We start from the raw sequence: 19,983 nt of genomic DNA, 5'->3' as shown, positions 1-19,983 counted from the left end.
GCTCCATGGGGGATGAATCGGCGGCGTGGATATGCCGTGCATCCATGTCAGGCAGGACTGCCCGATCCGGCGCGTTATCCGTTCATGTTTTTCATATGGCCTAATCGGCAACTGAAAGTTCCGGCGCCTGTCAATGCTTGAGTGGATTCGAGCAGGAGAACGGCATGACACGTCTTTACCTTCATCACACGCTTTCATTCCGGCTGCGCGCCTGCGCGCTGGTGCTCCCCCTTGCACTCGCAGCATATGCACATGCGCAGACGCCGCAAGACAAGGGCACGTCCAGCGCGCAGACCGCGCCTTCGGCAGGCGGCACGCTGTCTAGCGGCGGGCGCACCAATGCGCTGGGCGACCCGAAAGGCAACCAGCACGGCACTATGTCCGGTACCGGACAAATGCAGAAGCTCCAGGTCGGCAAAGCCGACAGCAAGCTGATGCGGCAGATGGCCCAAGCGCATCTGGCCGAGATCAAGACGGCGGCGCTCGCCACCGCGATATCGGACGACAAGGCCTTGCGCGGCTACGCGGAAAAGATGCTCGAGGAACACGGCAAGGCGCTCGACGAACTGCGCCTGCTGGCGCGCCGCGCCGACGTGATCCTGCCGGGCGGCGTCGAGACCGAGCAGGCGTCGCTGCTGCACAAGCTGGCGCTCGCCACCGGCAAGCAGTTCAACCAGATGTACCACGCCGAAGCCGGCCTTGCCCTGCATCAGCAGTCGCAGGCGCTGTTCAAGGAAGCGGCGTCGCGTGCAGAAGCGCCCGAACTGAAAGCCTATGCGAACAATGTGCTGCCCATTGTCGGCAAGCATCTGCAGCTGGCCCAGCAGATGGCCGACGATCCCGCTTCGGCGGCTGCGGCCGTGCAGTCGTCGGTGACGGCCGGGCAATCGACCAGCGTGCAGGCGCCCCCGGGATCGGCCAGCCAGCAGACCGACAACAACAGCGGCAACAAGGGCAACGCGGACATTTCCAGTACTGCCGGCGGGCAGAAGAAATAGGGCAGACAAGGCATAACACCAGGCACACTAGGCCGCCGCAGTTGCCAGGGCGGCAAGCATCGTGATTACTGCTGCCGGCGCGACAAGGACTCTGCGAGAGCAAATTGGTTTTGTATGCTAATATTTCGCATGCAAACTAATTTGTGCATGTAATGGAAAAACTGGATCTGCAGCTGATGTCGCTGACCATGGCGATCAATCAGGTGGCGCGTGAATACAAGTCCGCTGCCGACCGCATGGCATCCGACTTCGGTCTTTCCCAGGCCACCGCCTGGCCGGTGATCATGATCGGCCGCCTCGGCGACGGCGTGCGTCCCGGCGCGGTTGCCGAGGCGCTCGGGCTGGAACCGTCCTCGCTGGTGCGGGTGGTGGACCAGCTGATCGATGCCGGCCTGGTGGAGCGCAACGAAGACGCGAACGACCGCCGCGCCCGCACGCTGCACCTGACCGCGGAAGGCCGCAAGCGCGCGGCGAAGATGGAAAAGGCGCTGATACCTTTCCGGCGCGCGCTGTTTCAGGGCGTGCCGCGCGAGGATGTCGACGCCTGCCTGCGCGTGCTGTCCGGATTGAGCGCTTCGATCGCTGCCTACAAGGAAGCTGACGCGGGCTGAGCCACCGAGTCTCGCGTGCTGCGCCAATAAGAACAACATGAAATCCCCCACCGTTCCGGAACTGCTGTTTTCGTTCAAGAGCTTTTTTGCGGCGATGCTTGCGCTGTATATCGCGATGAGCATCGGCCTGCCGCGTCCGTTCTGGGCCATGCTGACCGCCTACGTGGTGGCCAATCCGCTATCGGGTGCGGTGCGCTCCAAGGCCTTGTACCGCTTCGGCGGAACGCTGCTCGGCTCGACGGCGACGGTGCTGCTGGTGCCGCGAATGGCCAATGCGCCGGAACTGCTGTCGCTGGCGCTCGCGGTGTGGGTCGGCATCTGCCTCTACATTTCGCTGCTCGACCGCACGCCGCGTTCATATGTTTTCATGCTGGCCGGCTATACCGCCGCGCTGATCGGCTTTCCGGTGGTCGGCGAGCCGGCCACCGTGTTCGACGTGGCGGTGGCGCGGGTGGAGGAAATCATGCTCGGCATCGCCTGCGGCACCGTGGTTCACAGCCTGCTGTTTCCGCAGAGCCTGGGGCCGGTGCTGCTGGCGCGGCTCGATCACGCGCTCGCCGACGCGCGCCAGTGGACGCTCGACCTTCTGGCGCCGGCCACCTCCACACAAGGCACGCTCGACCGGCGCAAGCTTGCGGCCGACATCACCGAACTGCGCCTGATGGCCACCCATCTGCCCTTCGATACCTCGCACCTGCGCTGGACCGCGGATGCGGTAGGCGCGCTGCAGGACAGGCTGGCCGAAATGATTCCTTTCCTCTCCGGCATCCAGGATCGCATTGGGGTGCTGAATGCGCTGAGCGCGCTGAGTGAAACGGAGCCCGGCCGCTCCGAAACGAGAGCGTGGCGCGCGTTGCTTGAAGACATCGCGAAGTGGATCAGGCAGGACATCGGCGATGCCGCCGAAGAAGAGAAGACCGCCGCACGCCTGCGCCGCCGCATCGAGGAAGCCGCGCCCGCCGTGCATGCGGATGCGAGCTGGAGCACGGTGGTGCAGGTCAATCTGTTTTCACGTCTGAATTCGCTGGTCGGCCTCTGGCAGGAATGCCGGCGCCTGCGGCGCACCGTGGATACCGGATTGCGCGATGCCGGCGTGCGCGCCGACACCGGACGCACGCGGTTGTCGCCGCGCATCCTGCACCGCGACTACGGACTGGCGCTGCTGTCGTCGGCGGCCGCGGTGATCGCCATCGTATCCTGCTGCGCATTCTGGATTGTCACTGCCTGGCCGGCAGGTTCGGCGGCGGCCATGATGGCGGCCGTGTTCTGCTGCTTCTTCGCCACCCAGGACGATCCGGTGCCGGGCATCATGCTGTTCCTCAAGTTCACCATCTACTCCATCCCGGTGTCGGCGTTCTATCTGCTGGCGGTGCTGCCCGCGATTCACAGCTTCGAAATGCTGGTGCTGGTCACCGCGCCGCTGTTCCTGCTGCTCGGCGTCTTCATCGCACGGCCGGCAACCACCGGCAAGGCCATGGCCTTCCTGTTCGGCGTGGCCGGCACGCTCAGCATGCACGATACCGGCACTGCCGACATGGTGTCCTTCATCAACAGCATGCTGGGCCAGATCATCGGCATCGGCGCCGCGGTGATTTTCACGAGGCTGCTGCGCAGCGTCAGCGCCGGCTGGACCGCGCGCCGCCTGCTGCATGCGGGATGGAAGGAGCTTGCGGCCATGGGACAGGAAGGCCGCAAGCCTTCGGTGTCCGAGGTCACGGCCCGCATGGTGGACCGCATCGGCCTGCTCACGCCGCGCCTGGCAATGGCCGGCACGCGCGATGATGCGGCCGACCTCGCGGCTGTCGATGCGCTCGGCGATCTGCGCATCGGCCTGAACCTGAGCCAGCTGCTTGCCGTGCACACCCGCACGGAAACCGGCGCGCTGGCGATGCAGTCGCTGATCGACGGCCTGTCTGAGCATTTTCGTCAGCGTCCCGAGCAGCCCGCGGCGGCTGAACCGGGCCTGCTGTCGCGCCTGGACGAGACCTTGCGTGCGGCCTGCGCTTCGGCGCAGCGCGAGGCGGTCGCCGCGCTGGTCGGCATCCGGCGCGACATGTTTCCCGCCGCGCCTCCTTATTCATCCCAGCAGGGAGCAGGCGCATGATCGGGGAACTCAGTGTCGTCGGCATCTACGTGCCCTGGCTGCTGGTGCTGTGCCTGCTGTCGCTGATCGCGACGAAGGCATTGTCCTGGATGCTGGCGCGCTTCGGTTTCTACCGCCTGGTCTGGCATCCCGCGCTGTTCGATGCCGCGCTGTTCATGATCGTGCTGGCGCTTGCCAGCCATTTAACCTCGCCCGGTTTCTATTGAGTTCGCCATGAAGATATCCATGCCGGCCATCGGCCGCATCAGCATCACGCTTCTCGCCGTCGCCGCCGCCCTGTTCGCCGCAGTGCAGCTGTGGAAGCACTACGAACTTGAACCCTGGACGCGCGACGGCCGCGTCAAGACCAATGTGGTGCAGGTTGCGCCCGACATCACCGGGCTGGTGACAAATGTGCATGTGCGCGACAACCAGGCGGTCAAGGCCGGCGACGTGCTGTTCGACGTCGACCGCGCCCGCTTCGAACTGGCGCTGCGGCAGGCGCAGGCAGCGGTGCAGGCGCAGCAGACCGCGCTCGCCCAGGCCGAGAAGGAAGCCCGGCGCAACGTCCAGCTGCGCGACCTGGTGGCGCAGGAAGCGCGGGAGCAAAGCCTGGCCAAGGTCGACCAGATCCGCGCCGCGCTGGAGCAGGCCGTCGTCAGCCGCGATGTCGCCAGGCTCAATCTCGACCGCACCCGGGTCGTGTCGCCGGTCAGCGGCTATGTGACCAATCTCGATCTGCAGGCCGGCGCGTACGTGAGCGCCGGCCGTGCGGTGCTGGCGGTGGTGGACCGAAACGGCTTTTATGTCGAAGGCTATTTCGAGGAAACCAAGCTCGGCGGCATCCATGTCGGCGACCGCGCCCGCGTGGTGCTGATGGGGCACCGGGAAGCGCTCGCAGGCCGCGTCGAAAGCATTGCCGAAGGCATCTTCGACCGCGACCGCAGCACCGGCAGCAATCTGCTGCCCAACATCAATCCCACCTTCAACTGGGTGCGGCTGGCGCAGCGCATCCCGGTGCGCATCGCGCTCGACGGCGTGCCCGCCGGCGTGCGGCTGATAGCGGGCCAGACCGCGACGGTGGCGGTGCTGCCTTCCGATCGCGCGCAGGCTGACAAGACGGCGTCGGCGAAACCATGATGAAGCGTTATCTGCTGCCAGCCCTCCTTGCATTCCTGGTGCTGCTGGGCGGCTGCGCCATGGTCGGTCCCGATTACGAGGTGCCGCAGCAAGCCGCGGCGCGCCGCGACGACGTCGGGCAGGACTTCGCCAATGCGGGAAACCCTGCGTTCACCAGCGCGCCGCTGCCGCCGCGCTGGTGGCACCTGTACCATGACGCCACGCTGGACGGCCTAGTCGAGCAGGCGCTGCAGGCCAATACCGACCTGCGGGCCGCTGCGGCCAATCTTGCACGCGCCCGCGCGTTGCGCGAGGAAGCGGAAGCCGCAGGCCATCCGGCGGCCGGCGTCAGTGCTGCACCGGCTTACGGCCGTCCTTCCGCCGCTGCCAAGGGCTTGCCCGGCCCGCTGTCCTCATCCGGTTCCTATGACGCCGGCATCAGCGTGTCCTATCAGCTCGACCTGTTCGGCAAGATTGCCCGTGCCGTGGAAGCCGCCGGCGCAGATGCCGACGCTGCCGCGGCCGCCTACGACCTGGCAAGGGTCACAGTCGCCGCCGATACCGCGCGCGCCTTCGCCGATGCCTGCTCGGCGCGGCGCCAGATCGCAGTGGCGGAAAAATCGCTGTCGCTGCAAGGGGACGTGGTGCGCCTCACCGGCGAGCGTACGCAGGCCGGACGCGGCACCGCGCTCGATGTCAGCCGCGCCCGCAGCCAGCTGGAACAGCTTCGGGCCGCCGTTCCGCCGCTGCAGACCCAGCAGCGCAGTGCCCTTTACCGCCTCGCGGTGCTGACCGGCAGGCCGCCGGCTGCTTTGCCGGCATCGATCGCCGCATGCGATGCCGCGCCGCACCTGACCACGCCCATTCCGGTCGGCGACGGCGCCGCGCTGCTGCGCCGCCGTCCCGACATCCGCCAGGCCGAACGCGCGCTGGCGGGCACGGTGGCGCGCATCGGCGTCGCCACCGCCGACCTCTATCCCTCGATCAGCCTCGGGCTGTCGGCGGGCAGCAGCGGCGCGCTCGGCCAGTTCGGCAGCGCCGCGACCTACCGCTGGAGCCTGGGTCCCCTGATTTCATGGAGCCTGCCGACGCGCGGCGTCCGCAGCCGCATCGCGCAGGCGCGCGCCGGCAGCGACGCCGCGCTCGCCCGCTTCGATGCGGCCGTGCTCAACGCCCTGCGCGAAACCGAGACCGCCCTGACCGCCTATGCGCAGGAGCTGGACCGCAACGCCGCCCTCAGGCAGGCGCGTGACCAGAGCGAACTTGCCGCGCAGCAGGCGCGCACGCTGTATCGCTACGGCCGAACCGAATTCCTGACCACACTCGACGCCGACCGCACGCTGGCAAGCAGCGAAAGTGCGCTGGCGGCCTCGGATGCGCAACTGGCCACGAACCAGATTGCGTTGTTCCTGGCGTTGGGCGGAGGTTGGGAAGGAGAGGACGGCGCTTCGGCGCAGTGATTTTTTGCTGTGCCTTGCCGGTGGATTGGGTAGTGGCGGTTGTCTGTTCTTTATCCTCACCCCTCCGGTAGACGTTAAGGATGCCCCGCACTTCGTCAAGACCTTGACGTTCCCTCCCCTTCAAGGGCGGCCGGCGAGGTGGAGGGTTAGGGTGGGGATGGGGTACAAAGCAAAGCACGCAGCTGTACCCCATCCCCATCCCAACCTTCCCCTTGAAGGGGAAGGAGCTACATGGCACGTGCGGACTCAGGCGGGAATTTATCCCGCTTGGACAGAGCCGAGCCGTCCCAATCCAGCCATTCAACACGCAACATCAGAAACGGAACACACAATGCATACCCCCACAACAGCCGTCCGGAAGAATTCGCCGGGCACCGTGCTGTTTGCCAGCCTCATCGGCACCACCATCGAATTCTTCGACTTCTACATCTATGCCACCGCCGCCGTGCTGGTCTTCCCCAAGCTGTTCTTTCCTTCCGGGGACGCCACCGCCGCCACGCTGCAGTCGCTGGCCACATTCGCGATCGCCTTCTTCGCCCGTCCGGTAGGCTCGGCGGTGTTCGGCCACTACGGCGACCGCATCGGCCGCAAGGCGACGCTGGTGGCAGCGTTGCTGACGATGGGCATTTCCACCGTCGTGATCGGCCTGCTGCCGACCTACGCCACCATCGGCACGCTGGCGCCGCTGCTGCTGGCGCTGTGCCGCTTCGGCCAGGGCCTCGGCCTTGGCGGCGAGTGGGGCGGCGCGGTGCTGCTGGCGACCGAGAACGCACCGCCGGGCAAGCGTGCCTGGTACGGCATGTTCCCGCAGCTCGGCGCGCCGATCGGCTTCTTCCTGTCGGGCGGCATCTTCCTGCTGCTGGGCGAGATCATGAGCGACGAGCAGTTCTTTGCCTTCGGCTGGCGCATTCCCTTCCTCGCCAGCGCGCTGCTGGTGCTGGTCGGCCTGTACGTGCGCCTGAAAATCACCGAGACGCCGGAATTCCAGAAGGTGCTCGACAAGCACGAGCGGGTCAAGGTGCCGGTGCTGGAAGTGCTGCGCGAACACGGCCGCACGCTGGTGCTCGGCACGCTGATGGCGCTTGCCACTTTCGTCCTGTTCTACCTGATGACGGTGTTCGCATTGAGCTGGGGCACCACCGCGCTCGGCTACTCGCGCCGTGAATTCCTGCTGCTGCAGCTGTTCTCGGTGGTCTTCTTCGGCCTCACCATTCCGGTGTCGGCCGTGGTTGCCGACCGCCATGGGCGCCGTGCGACGATGATCGTCGTGACGGCCGCGATCGCCGCCTTCGGCCTGCTGATGGCGCCGATGTTCGGCTCCGGCAGCCTGACCATGGTGGCGCTGTTCATGGCGCTCGGTCTCGGCCTGATGGGGCTGACCTATGGTCCGCTCGGCACGCTGCTGTCGGAACTGTTTCCGCCGCAGGTGCGCTATACCGGCGCGTCGCTGACCTTCAACTTGGGCGGCATTCTCGGCGCTTCGCTGGCGCCTTATGCCGCTACCTGGCTGGCCAGCAATTACGGGCTGGCGCATGTCGGCTATTACCTGGCGATTTCGGCCCTGCTGACGCTGGCTGCGCTGCTCATGACCAGCAAGGCCGCCACGCTGCGGTATAGCTGAGACGGGCCGGCCCGCACGGCGGTGCGGGCCGGCGCAGAAAACGCCGGAAGTGGTTATATTGTTCGTTCGTCACGCCGCAGGCGCAAGGAAGCGCGTCTGCGGTCCATTTCCAACCAAGACTCGAACAAGGAATGCAATGAGCGATCTCTCCGCCTTTCCCATCACCCGCAAATGGCCTGCCCAGCATCCGGACCGCATCCAGCTGTATTCGCTGCCTACCCCAAACGGCGTGAAGGCATCGATCATGCTCGAGGAAACCGGCCTGCCGTACGAAGTGCATCTGGTGCGCTTCGAAAATAACGACCAGACCTCGCCGGAATTTATCTCGCTCAATCCCAACAACAAGATTCCTGCGCTCATCGATCCGAATGGTCCGGACGGAAAGCCGCTGCCGCTGTTCGAATCCGGCGCCATCCTCCTCTATCTTGCCGACAAGACCGGCCGCTTCATTCCCCAGGACGGCGCGGGACGCTACGAAACCATACAGTGGCTGATGTTCCAGATGGGCGGCATCGGTCCGATGTTCGGCCAGCTCGGCTTCTTCCACAAATTCGCAGGACGCGAATACGAAGACAAGCGGCCGCGCGACCGTTATGTTGCCGAATCGAAGCGCCTGCTCGGCGTGCTCGAGCGCCGGCTCGAAAACCGCCAGTGGCTGATGGGCGATGACTACACCATCGCCGATATCGCCACCTTCCCATGGGTGCGCAATCTCGTCGGTTTCTATGAGGCAGGAGAGATCGTCGGCTTCAATGACTTTCCCAACGTAAAGCGCGTACTTGCCGCGTTCGTCGCGCGTCCCGCCGTGGCAAGGGGCCTGGAGATACCCAAGCGCGCCTGAGCGTATGATAGGGATGCACCAGGACGGGGCTGCCATTGATGCATGTTAAAGCCGGGAAAACTTCCGGCCTTCCATGAAGTCTGATAGGGCTCTCAGCGCCGTCCCCATCTCCCCACCCCGCCAGGAATGTCATGCACCGGAATGCAAACAGGCAGTACAGCACAAGGCTTCACCTGAACCTGCCTGACCTCGCCCAGGAGCTTACCGAACAAGCCGCCGTCGGGGACTACCACGGCGGGGCGGAAGTGCGCATTGCCGCCACCCGCGAAGAGCTGGAAGCGGTGGCGCGCTTCCGCTACGAGGCGCATGTCGAGCGCGGCCGGAAATCGCCGCCCGGCGCCGACCACACGCAGCGCATGCTGTGGCCGACCCAACGCGGATCGCCGCAGACCTTCTATGCCGTCGATGGCCCGGGCAGGATCGCCGGCTGCGCCAGCCTGTGGCTCGACGTGCCGAGCCAGGACAGCGCCGACAGACTGGGCCTGGGCAGGGTGATACAGCGCCTGCGCATGCCGGTCGCCTATCTCGATGCCCTGACGCTGGCTCCGGACGCTCACTGGTCGCGGCGCGTGGTGCGCATGCTGTGCCGCATGTACTGCTTCACGCGCGAACAGGATCGCGTGGTGGGCATCACGCATTGCAATCCCATTCTTGCCTCGCATTACGAACGCCTGGGCCTGTATCGCTGCGGCCGGCCTTTCGTCAGCGACGATTCCGGCCTGCAGATACCCATGGTGCTGTTCCTGGAAGATGTCGGCCACTTCGAGAAGATCGGCTCGCTGCTGCTGTCCTATGCAAGGCGCTATGAAAACGATGCCCTGAGGGTGGCGCGCCTGAAGAGCGAATTCGACATACCCACACCTTTCTTTGAACGCACGCGCAAGCCGCTGCCGCCGGGCACGCGGGCCGAGCCTGCCGACGAGTAGGAGGTGTCAGCCCGAGCCCAGCAGATCGTGTTCGTTGAGAATCGCGAACACGATCTCGGGATGCTCTTCCAGGCACCTGCGCACCGCGGCGGGAATCGATTGCCGGATCTTGCGGCACAAGCCGCGCTGTTCGGCGAGCTGGATGCTGAGTCCGCGCACGGTGCGCACCTCGCGCGCGCCCGGCGCGATCTGCAGCACGATGCCCAGCTGCTCGGCCATGCGCTTTTCGATATGCCGCAGATCGGCATAGCTGGAAATGTTTTCGATGCGTGCTACAAGGCGCTTTTCCTCTTCCCTGGTCAGGCGCAGCACGCGCAGATCGGCGGCGGGATCGCTCAGCAGGAGGTCGCGCTCGCAGTTGCATGCGCCGGGTGGGCATTCGGTGCGGATGGGGAAGGGAAGTGTAGGTAACATGGGTGCATATTAGCCAAGCTGACATTCTTGCTGAGATTTTCCATGCACAGTTGGGAACCCCTCTCCCGCAAGCGGGGCGAAGGCAGGGTTTCGCAAACCATGGTTTGCGCTGCCGTAGCCGGTTCGGCTTGCAAGCCGAACCGTGGGGCGCGGAGCGGGGACAGGGGTGAGGGCGGCTGCCAAAACCGTATGAGGTATTGGCCATCCCCCTCATCCCCAACCCTTCTCCCGCCTGCGGGAGAAGGGGGCTATCCCGTAGCGGCAATTGGTGGAAGTCTTGTGCACCTTGACTCAACATGAAAACGCAAATCTTATCCTTTACAGATACAAGATTTCCAACCCCGGCCAACCCCTCTTCACTTGTTCATAATACCGTTCCCCCACACCCTCATCAAGGACCCGCCGCATCATGACCACACGCCTTCCCGTCGACCTCGCCAAATCCTACCGCCTGCTCAATCACGGTCCCACCGTGCTGGTCAGCAGCCAGCATGAAGGCCGGCGCAACGTGATGGCGGCGGCATGGTCGATGCCGCTCGACTATGCGCCGCCCAAGGTCGCGGTAGTGATCGACCGCAACACGCTGACGCGCGAACTGGTCGAAGGCTCGGGCGAATTCGTGCTCAACGTTCCATCGCGAGAATTGGCCGGCATTACGCTGGCCGTGGGATCGGTCTCGGGCCGCGAGGCGGACAAGTTCGATGCCCAGCGCATTGCTGCCTTTGCGGGAGACAAGGTGAAAGCGCCGCTGCTGGAAGGATGCCTGGGCTGGCTGGAATGCCGCGTGATCCCGGAGCCGCACATCCAGCAGACCTACGATCTCTTCCTGGCCGAAGTCGTTGCTGCCTGGGCCGATGCGCGCGCATTCAAGGACGCGCACTGGATCTTCGACGAGGGCAGTCCGCGCAGTATCCACTACGTGGCGGGAGGAAATTTCTTCGAAACAGGCGAGTCATTCGTGGCGGAGAAGTGACCTGCCGCTCCAGCATTGCCTTCGCAGGCGGGATCAGTCCGACCTCTTGCGCGAAGCAAGCAGCGCCTGCTGCGTCTGCGTGATGTGATCTTCGAGCAGGCGCACAGCAAGGTCCACGTCGCCGATGCGCGCCGCATGCAGGATCGCGTAATGGTCATGCTGCGGCCGGTCGCGGCCCAGCATGTCGGAGATATGAATGCGGGTATAGCGCTGCGTGCCGAGCGCCAAGTCTTCGATCATCCTCAAGAGGCGCGGCCGGTTGGCGGGACGGTAGAGCGTGAGATGGAACTTGAGGTTCAGGTAGGCCCACGAACTCGGACTGTTCGCCTCGTCGTAGGTGGCGAGGATGGCTTCGGCCTCGGCAATGTGCGCATGGCGCAGATTCGGAATGGACAGTTTCAGCGCGCGCGTTTCGAGACCGATGCGGATGTCGAGCATTTCGATTACGTCATCGATGGTATGCACCAGCACCACCGTCCCCTTCTGCGGGTCTTGCCGCACCAGGCCTTCGCCTTCGAGGCGCTTGAGCGCATCGTTGACCGGCAGGCCGTCGACGCCGAATTCGTTCGCGAGCTGTTCCTGATCGAGCGGCGTGCCGCCGCCGAGGTCGCCATCGAAGATGCGCTTGCGTAGCGTGGCGAGGATCTGGTCTGAAGTCACATGAGCCATCTGTGGTCGGCCTTGATCGTTTCCATTGCAGCACCGAAAAGGGCGGGCTGCCATGAGGTAATGTGCAAGGCATTATACTTTCGTAACGCGGGATAGGATACGGCAGGCATGCTGCGCCGGCCATTTTCCGCGCCGGATTCTTCGTCTGTATTGGCCATGGAAAACACATGACACCACTGCGCGGCAACTACGACGTCCTGATTGCGGGCGGCGGCATTATCGGAACGGCAATAGCCTGTTCTCTCAAGCAACAAAGTCCGGCGATCGAGATCGCGGTCATCGAACCCGATCCGACCTACGAGTTCGCATCGACGCCGCGCGCCTCGGGCGGCGCCAGGCGCCTTTTCTCCTGCCCGGAAAACGTGGCGATGTCGCAGTACAGCATCGACTTCATCAAGCGCTTCGGCGAACTGATGAGCGTCGATGGCGAGACCGCGCACATCGACTGGAAGGAGCAGGGCTATCTCTTCATCGTGCAGGGTGCGGCGGCCCTGCGCGTGCTGGAGGAGAACGCGCAGGTGCAGCGCTCGTTCGGCGCCGACATCCGCCTGCTCGACCGCGAAGGCGTGCGCAGCCTGTTTCCCTCCATGCGCGTCGACGACATCGACGGCGCCGCCTATTCTCCCGGTGACGGCTGGTGCGACCCCAGCAGCTTCCTGCAGGGCATGCGCCGCAAGGCCCATTCGCTCGGCGTCGAATACGTGCAGGCGAAGGTGGTCGACATCATCAATTCCGGCGGCCGCCTCAAGGGCGCGGTGCTCAGTACCGGCGACTCGGTCAGGGCCGAAATGCTGGTCAATGCCGCCGGCGCCTGGTCGGCGCGGGTCAGCGCAATGGCCGGCATGTTCCTGCCGGTCAGCCCGCTGCGGCGCTTCGAGCATTTCTTCACCGGGCAGAACAAAATAGAACCGCTGCCTTACGTGAAGGATCTGCAGCGATTGGCATTCCGCCCCGAAGGCAACGGCTACTCCGGCGGGCTGGTCAATTCGCATGAGCCGCGCGGCTTCAACTTCGAAGTCGATCACGACTATTTCGAACGCGCGGTCTGGCCGGCGCTGGCCCACCGCTTCCCGAGCGCCTTCGAAGGCGTGAAGTGCCACCGCACCTGGTCGGGGCTGTACGAGCAGTGCGAGCTCGACGGCAACCCCATCATCGGCAGCTGGACCGGGCATCATGAAAACTTCTTCGTCGCCACCGGCTTCTCAGGCCACGGCATGATGCATGCGCCGGCGGTCGGCCGCGCGATCGCCGAACTGATCCTGCATCGCCGCTTCGAAACCATAGACTTGGGTAGGCTGGGCTATGGAAGGGTGCTGAAGAATGAGCCTTATGCTGAACGCGGCATTCTCTGATCGGCAATGAACGACATGCCAGAATCATTCAGCACGGAAGACATCAATGCAGTCTACAAGGCCATTGCGCAGCGCCGCGATGTCCGTCATTTCATTCCCGGCCCTGTCGACGAGGCGCTGCTCGCGCGCCTGCTGACGGCGGCGCATCATGCGCCCAGCGTCGGCATGATGCAGCCGTGGCGCTTCATCCGCATACGGCGGCAGGAACTGCGCGATGCGATCTACCGCATGGTCGATGAAGAGCGCCAGCGCACCGCCGATGCGCTCGGTGAACGCGGTAACGAATTCATGCGGCTCAAGGTGGAGGGCATCCGCGAATGCGGAGAACTGCTGGTGGTGGCCTTGATGGACAGGCGCGAGCCGCACATCTTCGGCCGCAGGACGCTGCCGGAAATGGACCTGGCCTCGGTCTCCTGCGCGATCCAGAACATGTGGCTGGCGTCGCGCGCCGAAGGCCTCGGCATGGGCTGGGTCTCGCTGTTCGATCCCGAGCGCCTGGCGCAGCTGCTCGGCATTCCGCCGGGCGGCAAGCCAGTAGCCATTCTCTGCCTCGGTCATGTCGAGCGCTTCTACCCCAAGCCCATGCTGGAGCTCGAAGGCTGGGCTCAATCCCGCCGGCTTGACGAACTGGTGTCGGAAGACGGCTGGAAGGACGCGGACGACTACTGAAAGTCGGGCCGCTGCACGCCGCCGGTCTGCTTGCAGTTGGGGCAGGAAATGACGATGCCGCCCAGAACGTTGGTCAGGCTCTTTTCCGCTGCGCCTTCGGTTGCGGTCCAGGTTTCGCCGCACTGCAGACACTCCACGGATGCGGAGGCAATCGCCTTCTGCGCGCTTTCCGCGGTGCCGTCCTCGCCTTTTGCCTCGGACGGTATTTCCTGCATGCGCACATTCGAGACCTTGAATCCCTTGATCTCTCTGATCTCGTTCGTATTGTTCGTCTCTTCAGCCATGTCTGTCTCCGTGTATTGCATCAATGGTTGATATCGGCGATGCCAGGCAATGCTGGACCGTGCATCAGGCAGAGCCCTGCGGCTCTTCCTTGAGTTCCCTCGCCAGCGCGGCGAAGAAGTCGGTGGCCATCTTGTTGGCGGCGCCGTCGACCAGGCGCGAGCCGATCTGCGCCAGTCTGCCGCCGATCTGCGCCGACGCGGTATAGGCAAGCTTCGTGTCCTCGCCTTCGGGCGACAGCGAGACCTTCGCATTCCCCTTGGCAAAGCCGGCCATCCCGCCCTGGCCCTCGAAGTTGATGGTGTAGGACTCGGGAGGATTCAGGTCGAGCAGGAAAATCTTTCCCGCGAACTTGGCGCTCACCGGCCCCACCTTGACCGCCATCGATACCTTGTACTGGTTGTCCTCGATGGGCTCGATGGCTTCGCAGCCGGTGATGCACCGCTTGAGCAGTTCCGGATCGTTGAGCGCCGACCAGACCTTGTCCGGCGGCGCCGGCACGATTTGTACGTTAGACATTTCCATGGAGTCCTCCTGATGATCTTGGTGAATGAGGTAATGCGGTTCGCGAACCCGGGCGCCGGGAGCCGGTCTCGGACAGCGCTTCGCCGAGACGGCTCAGGCTGGTCAGGTTATGCACGGGCAGGAAAAGATCGGTGTGCGGCAGCATGGCGCGGATGCCGGCCGGCTTGGCCTCGAAGCCCTCGTAGCGCAGCAGCGGATTAAGCCAGATCAGCCGGCGGCAAGAGAGGCCGAGCCGTTCCATTTCGGCGCCGACGCTTTCCCTGCCTTCGCTGTCGCCGCTGTCGAGTCCGTCGGTGATTAGCAGCACCACCGTACCCTGTCCGAGCAGCCTGCGTCCCCAGTGCCGGTTGAAGTCCGCGAGGCAGGCGCCTATCCTCGTCCCGCCTGCCCAGTCCGCAACCTGGCGCGATACCTGGCCGAGCGCGGCGTCGATGTCGCGGTCGCGCAGCAGCGGGGTGATGTTGGACAGGCGCGTGCCGAACAGGAAGGTATGCACCCGCCGCCTGCTGTTGGAGACCGCATGGATGAAATGCAGCAGCATGCGCGTATAGCTTTCCATCGAACCGGAGATGTCGCACAGGATCACCAGGCTGACCGGACGCGGGCGCGGCGTGCGATGCCGCAGCTCCATGCCGCCGTCCATGCTGCGGATCATCTGCCGCATAGTATTGCGCAGATCGACCTGCGCGCCATGCGAGACTGGGCGCGAGCGGCGGCTAGCGATCTCCGGCAGGGGCATGCGCATGGAGGCAATCAGCTTCTTCGCCTCGGCCTGTTCTTGCGCAGTCATTGCCGCGAAATCCTTGGTCCGCAGCACTTCAAGCTGGGACATCGTCATCGACGCATCGAGCTTCAAATCCGGAGGCAGGTCCTCGGGCGGCTGTGCGGCATGGGGCCGCTTGGGCAGCATCGCCTGCGCAACGCGCGGCGCGACCGTAGACGTATTGTCTTTCGGGGAGCGCACGCCGCCCAGCAGATCCTGAAGCTGCTGCAGCTGCTGGCGTATGCGCGACGGGTCGCGCCAGAACAGTTCGAATGCCTGGTCGAACAAGTCTTGCTGGTCGCGCCTGTCGACCAGGACGGTGGACAGCGCATAGTAGAAATCGTCGCGCCTTTCCACGCCGACCGCCTGCAAGGCCTGCAGCGCATCGATCACCTTGGCCGGTCCGATCGCCAGCCCGGCGCGGCGCAGCACGCGCGCAAAGTGAACCACGTTCTCCGCCAGCCGGCCCTGCTGCTTTTCCTGCTCCGGCACGGCGGTGCTCATCGCATTCCCGCGGCGTCCGCCCGGACGTCATTGACGAGCTGCGCGATGGTTCCTTCATTCATCCGCGCGATGTCGTCCTCGTATTTCAGCACCACGCCCAGCGTCGCCTGCACCGCTTCCGGGTCGAGCACGGTCTTGTCCAGCGCCGCAAGCGATGCTGCCCAGTCGAGGGTTTCCGCGACGCCGGGCGCCTTGTACAGCTCCATCGTGCGCAACCTGGCGATGAAGGCGACCACTTCCCGGCTCAAGGTTTCGGCAACCTGCGGCACGCGGCAGCGGACGATGGCCAGCTCGCGCTCCTTGTCGGGATAGTCCACCCAGTGATAGAAGCAGCGCCGCTTCACCGCATCATGGATTTCGCGGGTGCGGTTCGAGGTGATCACCACCAGCGGCGGGCGCTCCGCGCGTATCGTGCCCAGCTCGGGAATAGTGACCTGGTACTCGGCGAGCACTTCGAGCAGATAGGCCTCGAAGGGTTCGTCGGCGCGGTCGAGTTCGTCGATCAGCAGCACCGGAGGGCCGCTGTCAGTCGTTTCCAGCGCCTGCAGCAAGGGGCGCTTGATCAGAAAGCGGTCGGTGAAGATGTCGGCTTCCAGCCTGTCCTTCGAAGCCTGGCCCGCCGCTTCGGCAAGCCGGATCTCGATCATCTGGCGCGGATAGTTCCACTCATAGACCGCGTTGGCGATGTCGAGCCCTTCATAGCATTGCAGGCGCACGAGGCGCCGGTTGAGACCGGCGGCCAGCGCCTTGGCGACTTCGGTCTTTCCGACTCCGGCTTCGCCCTCCAGGAAAAGCGGACGGCCCATCACCATGGCGAGATAGAGCGTCGTCGACAGATGGCGCTCGGCGATGTATTGCCGTGACGCCAGGAGCTGCGCCACCTCGTCGACGGACGCGGGAGGACGGTCGATGGCGTCTGCTGTCATGTGGGCGCTGTGGAAATGATGTCGCAGCGCAGCCTCATTTCAATGCCTCGGCGACGGCGCGTCCGGCCAGCACCGGAATCAGGTGCGCACGATAGGCGGCGCTCGCATGCAGGTCGGAACTCAATCCGTCCGGCGCAATGCTGACCGCTTTGGCAGCATCGGCAGTGAAGTTCGCTTCCAGCGCCTTTTCGAGGTCCGTCGCGCGGAATGCGCAGCCGGCGCAGCCCGTCACCGCGACGCGCACGCGACCGTCCGCGCCGCGTGCAACGAAGACGCCCACCAGTGCGAAGCGCGAGGCGGGATTGACGAACTTGATGTAAGCCGCCTTCTCCGGAATCGGAAACTGCACCGCCGTGATGATTTCGCCCGGCTGCAGCGCCGTCTCGTACATGCCGGTGAAGAAGGCATCCGCCTCGATGCTGCGCCGGTCGGTGCGGATGGTGGCGTTCAGGCCGAGCGCGGCAGCCGGATAACAGGCGGCGGGATCGTTGTTGGCGAGCGAGCCGCCGATGGTGCCGAGATTGCGCACCTGGACATCGCCGATTTCACCCGCGAGATAAGCCAGCGCAGGAATGGATTGCTTCACATCGCCGGAGCCGGCAATTTCGGCATGGCAGGTGCCGGCGCCGATGACCAGCGCATCGCCTTCGCGCCGGACGCCGCGCAGTTCCGCAATGCCGCCAAGGTCCACCAGAGCGGCAGGCGCGGCCAGCCGCAGCTTCATCGCCGCGATCAGGCTTTGTCCGCCGGCCAGCGGCCGGCTTTCAGGATCGGCGAGCAGGGCAACGGCTTCGCTCACGCTCTTGGGTTGATGCAATTCGAATGCATACATGGGCTACCTCACGGAGTCTGGTTGGCTGACTGCGCCGCCTGCCTGGCGGACTGAATGGCGTTCCATACGCGCTCAGGAGACGCCGGCATATCGAGGTGCGTCACGCCCAGCGGCGACAGCGCGTCGATCACCGCATTGATCACCGCCGGCGGCGAGCCGATCGCTCCGGCTTCGCCGCAGCCCTTGGCGCCCAGCGGATTGTGGGTGCAGGGGGTCACGCGGCTGCCGACCTTGAAGCTCGGCAGGTCCTCTGCGCGCGGCATCGCGTAATCCATGTAGCTGCCCGAAAGCAGCTGCGCGGTGTCGCGGTCGTAGACGCAGTTCTCCAGCAGGGCCTGTCCTATGCCTTGCGCCAGCCCGCCATGCACCTGGCCTTCGACGATCATCGGATTGATGATGTTGCCGAAGTCGTCGACCGCGGTCATCGCGGCCACCTCGACGACGCCGGTCTCGGGATCGACTTCCACTTCGCAGATGTGGGCGCCGGCCGGGTAGGTGAAATTCGTCGGATCGTAGAACGCGGTTTCGTTCAGGCCCGGCTCCAGCTTGTCCAGCGGGTAGTTGTGCGGCACATAGGCCGACAGCGCAACCTGCGCGAAGGGCACGCTGCGGTCGGTGCCGGCAATGGTGAACTTGCCGTCCTTGAACTCGATGTCGCCGGCCGAGGCTTCCATCAGGTGGGCGGCGATCTGCTTGCCCTTGGCCTCGATCTTGTCGAGCGCCTTGATGATGGCCGATCCGCCCACCGCCAGCGAGCGCGAGCCGTAGGTGCCCATGCCGAAGGGCACGCGGCCGGTGTCGCCGTGCACGATGTCGACCTGGTCGAAGGGAATGCCGAGCCGGGCCGAGACGATCTGCGCGAAGGTGGTTTCATGTCCCTGTCCATGGCTGTGCGAGCCGGTGAACACCGTCACGCTGCCGGTGGGATGGACGCGGATCTCGCCGACCTCGTACAGGCCTGCCCGGGCGCCGAGCGCGCCGGCGATGTTCGACGGCGCCAGGCCGCAGGCTTCGATATAAGTCGAATATCCGATGCCGCGCAGCTTGCCGCGCTGCTTTGCTTCCTCGCGCCGGGCGGGGAAGCCTGCGATATCGGCCAGTTCGATGGCGCCGTCGAGGCAGGCATTGAAATCGCCGATGTCGTATTGCAGCGCCACCGGTGTCTGGTAGGGAAAGGTCGTGATGAAATTGCGGCGCCGCAGCTCGACGTCATCAATGTTCATCTCGCGGGCCACCGCCGACACCAGCCGCTCGACCACATAGGCCGCTTCCGGCCTGCCCGCGCCGCGATAGGCATCGACCGGCGTGGTGTTGGTGAATACGCCGTCGACCTCGGCATAGATCTGCGGCGTCGCGTATTGCCCGGCCAGCAGCGTCGCATACAGGATGGTCGGTACCGAAGTCGCGAAAGTGGACAGGTAGGCGCCGAGATTGGCGACCGTGTGCACGCGCATGGCGAGGAACTTGCCGTTCTGGTCCACCGCCATTTCCGCCGTGGTGGCATGGTCCCTGCCGTGCGCATCGGACAGGAAGGATTCCGAGCGCTCGGCGGTCCACTTCACCGGGCGGTTGAGCTTCTTCGATGCCCAGGCCAGCACCACGTCTTCCGGATACAGGAAGATCTTCGAGCCGAAGCCGCCGCCGACATCGGGCGCGATGACGCGCATCTTGTGTTCCGGCAGGCCCAGCACGAAGGCCGTCAGCAGCAGCCGCTCCACATGCGGATTTTGGTTGGCGACGTACAGCGTATAGCTGTCGTCGCCCCGGTTGTACTGGGCCAGCGCGGCGCGCGGCTCGATCGCGTTGGGCACCAGCCGGTTGTTTGTCACTTCGATTCTGGTGACATGATGCGCCTGCGCGAACGCGGCATCGACCGCCGCCTTGTCGCCCAGCGCCCAGGTATAGCATTTGTTGTCGGGCGCGATATCGTGCACCACCGGTGCGCCCTGCCTGATCGCGTCGCGTGCGTCGGCGACGGCGGGCAGGGTGTCGTAATCGACCTGGATCAGCTCGGCCGCATCCTTGGCCTGCATGTAGGTGGAAGCGACCACGAGCGCGACCTGGTCGCCGACATGGCGAACCTTGCCTTGCGCAAGCGCCGGATGCGGCGGCTCCTTCATCGGCTGACCGTTGACATCGGTGATCAGCCAGCCGCAGGGCACGCTGCCCACGTTGTCGGCGGCAAGATCCTCGCCGGTGAGCACCGCGACGACGCCGGGCGCGCTGCGCGCCGCGCTCGCATCGATCGACTTGATCATGGCATGCGCATGCGGCGAGCGCAGGAAATACGCATAGGTCTGGCCGGGCACCTGGACGTCGTCGGTGTACCTGCCGCTGCCGGTGACGAAACGGTAATCTTCCTTGCGGCGCACTGAGGCGCCGATGCCGGTTTCACGTTCTGAAGGCGCGTTCATG

The 19,983-nt window shown here is 65.0% G+C and carries 21 protein-coding genes; 12 read left to right on the top strand and 9 right to left on the bottom strand.

Annotated elements, in window-relative coordinates:
• Positions 1 to 164 precede the first annotated feature (164 nt).
• The 9 genes from IGW03_RS07305 (at position 165) to IGW03_RS07265 (ending at position 9,659) form a co-directional block, all read left to right on the top strand.
• A complete protein-coding gene (locus IGW03_RS07305; protein ID WP_194721872.1) occupies positions 165 to 998 on the top strand; it encodes a DUF4142 domain-containing protein in 834 nt (277 codons plus the stop codon).
• 152 nt (positions 999 to 1,150) lie between these two features.
• Positions 1,151 to 1,609 (top strand): MarR family winged helix-turn-helix transcriptional regulator, encoded by a 459-nt coding sequence (locus IGW03_RS07300; RefSeq protein WP_194721871.1) that lies wholly within the window; start codon positions 1,151 to 1,153, stop codon positions 1,607 to 1,609.
• Between the two features lie 37 nt (positions 1,610 to 1,646).
• On the top strand, positions 1,647 to 3,713 hold the full coding sequence (locus IGW03_RS07295) for an FUSC family protein (RefSeq protein ID WP_194721870.1): 2,067 nt from the start codon (positions 1,647 to 1,649) through the stop codon (positions 3,711 to 3,713).
• On the top strand, positions 3,710 to 3,919 hold the full coding sequence (locus IGW03_RS07290) for a DUF1656 domain-containing protein (protein ID WP_194721869.1): 210 nt from the start codon (positions 3,710 to 3,712) through the stop codon (positions 3,917 to 3,919). Before IGW03_RS07295 ends, IGW03_RS07290 begins: the two co-directional genes overlap by 4 nt.
• Positions 3,920 to 3,926: 7 nt before the next feature.
• Positions 3,927 to 4,832 carry an efflux RND transporter periplasmic adaptor subunit gene (locus IGW03_RS07285; protein WP_194721868.1) on the top strand — a complete coding sequence of 302 codons (906 nt, stop codon included), beginning with the start codon at positions 3,927 to 3,929 and terminating at the stop codon, positions 4,830 to 4,832.
• Complete coding sequence (locus tag IGW03_RS07280; RefSeq protein ID WP_194721867.1) at positions 4,829 to 6,271, top strand: efflux transporter outer membrane subunit; 1,443 nt, start codon at positions 4,829 to 4,831, stop codon at positions 6,269 to 6,271. Before IGW03_RS07285 ends, IGW03_RS07280 begins: the two co-directional genes overlap by 4 nt.
• A gap of 331 nt (positions 6,272 to 6,602) precedes the next feature.
• Positions 6,603 to 7,892 (top strand): MFS transporter, encoded by a 1,290-nt coding sequence (locus tag IGW03_RS07275; RefSeq protein ID WP_194721866.1) that lies wholly within the window; start codon positions 6,603 to 6,605, stop codon positions 7,890 to 7,892.
• Between the two features lie 136 nt (positions 7,893 to 8,028).
• Positions 8,029 to 8,733, top strand: coding sequence for a glutathione binding-like protein (locus IGW03_RS07270; protein ID WP_194721865.1), 705 nt, complete (start codon positions 8,029 to 8,031; stop codon positions 8,731 to 8,733).
• Between the two features lie 131 nt (positions 8,734 to 8,864).
• The gene (locus IGW03_RS07265) at positions 8,865 to 9,659 is read left to right on the top strand and encodes a hypothetical protein (protein ID WP_194721864.1); all 795 of its coding nucleotides are present in this window, start codon (positions 8,865 to 8,867) and stop codon (positions 9,657 to 9,659) included.
• 6 nt (positions 9,660 to 9,665) lie between these two features.
• Here the strand turns inward: IGW03_RS07265 and IGW03_RS07260 are convergent, their stop codons facing one another.
• Positions 9,666 to 10,073 (bottom strand): hypothetical protein, encoded by a 408-nt coding sequence (locus IGW03_RS07260; RefSeq protein ID WP_194721863.1) that lies wholly within the window; start codon positions 10,071 to 10,073, stop codon positions 9,666 to 9,668.
• Positions 10,074 to 10,482: 409 nt separating this feature from the next.
• On the opposite strand from IGW03_RS07260, the gene IGW03_RS07255 reads away from it, so the two are divergent.
• Positions 10,483 to 11,046 carry a flavin reductase family protein gene (locus IGW03_RS07255; RefSeq protein ID WP_194721862.1) on the top strand — a complete coding sequence of 188 codons (564 nt, stop codon included), beginning with the start codon at positions 10,483 to 10,485 and terminating at the stop codon, positions 11,044 to 11,046.
• Between the two features lie 33 nt (positions 11,047 to 11,079).
• On the opposite strand, the gene IGW03_RS07250 is transcribed toward IGW03_RS07255, so the two are convergent.
• Together IGW03_RS07250 and IGW03_RS07245 are read right to left on the bottom strand one after the other, a co-directional pair.
• The gene (locus IGW03_RS07250) at positions 11,080 to 11,706 is read right to left on the bottom strand and encodes a GntR family transcriptional regulator (protein ID WP_194721861.1); all 627 of its coding nucleotides are present in this window, start codon (positions 11,704 to 11,706) and stop codon (positions 11,080 to 11,082) included.
• Positions 11,703 to 11,873: a hypothetical protein gene (locus IGW03_RS07245; RefSeq protein ID WP_194721860.1), complete on the bottom strand. Its 171-nt coding sequence runs from the start codon at positions 11,871 to 11,873 to the stop codon at positions 11,703 to 11,705. Before IGW03_RS07245 ends, IGW03_RS07250 begins: the two co-directional genes overlap by 4 nt.
• Positions 11,874 to 11,882: 9 nt before the next feature.
• On the opposite strand from IGW03_RS07245, the gene IGW03_RS07240 reads away from it, so the two are divergent.
• Together IGW03_RS07240 and bluB are read left to right on the top strand one after the other, a co-directional pair.
• Positions 11,883 to 13,067: an NAD(P)/FAD-dependent oxidoreductase gene (locus IGW03_RS07240; RefSeq protein ID WP_194721859.1), complete on the top strand. Its 1,185-nt coding sequence runs from the start codon at positions 11,883 to 11,885 to the stop codon at positions 13,065 to 13,067.
• 15 nt (positions 13,068 to 13,082) lie between these two features.
• A complete protein-coding gene (gene bluB, locus IGW03_RS07235; protein WP_194721858.1) occupies positions 13,083 to 13,736 on the top strand; it encodes a 5,6-dimethylbenzimidazole synthase in 654 nt (217 codons plus the stop codon).
• Here the strand turns inward: bluB and IGW03_RS07230 are convergent.
• The 6 genes from IGW03_RS07230 to IGW03_RS07205 form a co-directional block, all read right to left on the bottom strand.
• A complete protein-coding gene (locus IGW03_RS07230) occupies positions 13,730 to 14,020 on the bottom strand; it encodes a hypothetical protein (protein ID WP_194721857.1) in 291 nt (96 codons plus the stop codon). The two genes, bluB and IGW03_RS07230, sit on opposite strands and share 7 nt — an antisense overlap.
• 64 nt (positions 14,021 to 14,084) lie before the next feature.
• Positions 14,085 to 14,537, bottom strand: a complete 453-nt coding sequence (locus tag IGW03_RS07225) for an SRPBCC family protein (RefSeq protein ID WP_228535173.1) — start codon at positions 14,535 to 14,537, stop codon at positions 14,085 to 14,087.
• On the bottom strand, positions 14,530 to 15,810 hold the full coding sequence (locus IGW03_RS07220; RefSeq protein WP_194721855.1) for a vWA domain-containing protein: 1,281 nt from the start codon (positions 15,808 to 15,810) through the stop codon (positions 14,530 to 14,532). Before IGW03_RS07220 ends, IGW03_RS07225 begins: the two co-directional genes overlap by 8 nt.
• Entirely contained in the window at positions 15,807 to 16,736 is a 930-nt protein-coding gene (locus IGW03_RS07215) for an AAA family ATPase (protein ID WP_194721854.1), read from the bottom strand. Before IGW03_RS07215 ends, IGW03_RS07220 begins: the two co-directional genes overlap by 4 nt.
• Positions 16,737 to 16,770: 34 nt before the next feature.
• Positions 16,771 to 17,568, bottom strand: a complete 798-nt coding sequence (locus IGW03_RS07210; RefSeq protein ID WP_194721853.1) for an FAD binding domain-containing protein — start codon at positions 17,566 to 17,568, stop codon at positions 16,771 to 16,773.
• Positions 17,569 to 17,576: 8 nt separating this feature from the next.
• Complete coding sequence (locus IGW03_RS07205) at positions 17,577 to 19,982, bottom strand: xanthine dehydrogenase family protein molybdopterin-binding subunit (RefSeq protein WP_194721852.1); 2,406 nt, start codon at positions 19,980 to 19,982, stop codon at positions 17,577 to 17,579.
• Position 19,983: the final 1 nt, after the last annotated feature.

This window comes from Noviherbaspirillum malthae (genome assembly GCF_015352985.1).
Lineage (GTDB): Bacteria > Pseudomonadota > Gammaproteobacteria > Burkholderiales > Burkholderiaceae_D > Noviherbaspirillum > Noviherbaspirillum malthae.
The sequence above is the reverse complement of the archived record's forward strand: the minus strand, read 5'-3'. Positions and strand labels throughout refer to the sequence as shown.